The organism is Rhodococcus marinonascens NBRC 14363, from assembly GCF_001894885.1.
Classification (GTDB): Bacteria; Actinomycetota; Actinomycetes; order Mycobacteriales; family Mycobacteriaceae; genus Rhodococcus_F; species Rhodococcus_F marinonascens.
The window spans coordinates 1-939 of sequence record NZ_BCXB01000140.1; the positions used below are offsets into that span (position 1 = coordinate 1).

The 939-nt window shown below is 62.4% G+C and carries 1 protein-coding gene; it reads right to left on the reverse strand.

Translation table 11 applies throughout. The features are described 5' to 3' along the window. The coding region (locus RM2_RS23235; protein ID WP_072691786.1) for a cytochrome P450 at positions 1–939 on the reverse strand (939 nt) is incomplete at both ends.

Genomic DNA, 939 nt, shown 5'->3' on the forward strand with positions numbered 1-939 from the left:
TTGGCCACAGCCGCAGAGACTCGTTGATCACCTGCCGGGTGTAGCGCAGCTTGGTGACGTCTTCGTACCCGGCTGCACGGTCGCCGAGGACCGCGTTCGCCTCCTCGCGCATCCGGCGGGCCACATCAGGGTTCTGTGCCATGAAATGCAGTGTGAAGCCGAGGGCATTGACCGAGGTTTCGTGGCCGGCGACCAGGAAGGTCAGCACCTGGTTCCGGATGTTCTCCGGATCGAGCTCGACGTCGTTGTCCGGATGAAGCATTCGATCGAGCAGGTCCGGCCGACGCTCCCCCGACTCCACCCGTGCTTCGATCACGGCGTCGACAGTGTCCACGATCAGCTGGTAATCGATCCGATACTGAGCCTCGTCCTTGCGGCGCAGTAACTTACCGACGAAGGGGACCGGAATGCCCGCCTTCTGCGCATACGCCAGGATCCGGCTCAGCGCGGCAACAAACGGGTGCTCCTGATCGCGAGTGAAGGAATCGAAGGTGTAATTGAATCCGCACCGGCCGATCACCTCGAGTGTGAACTTGCCCATCTCCTCAACGGTCGGGATATGGGTCTCACCTTGGCGGTCGATGCTCGCGCACAGTTCGTCGACGGCGGCCGCCATCACACCGTGGTAGGAGATCATGGCTTCCTTGGTGAAGCCGGGCATGAGTACTTCGTGTGCTTTTGCCCAGTTCGATTCCCAGTTGTACGCCGTGAACAGCCCGTCGCCCGCGACCGCGCGCAGGTTCTCGATCGGGCGGCCGATGAACTTCTCCCAGTGCGCTTCGTCGAAGACGCCGGCAGCAAGTTCGGCGGAGCCCACGAACGTCAGATCGTTTCCGAGGATCGTGCGCCGATAGATCGGGCCAAGCTCACCGAACCGAACCAGGGTCTTCTGATTCGGGGCCGCCCGGTCCATCCCCAGGACGTCGCCGATGAACGGAA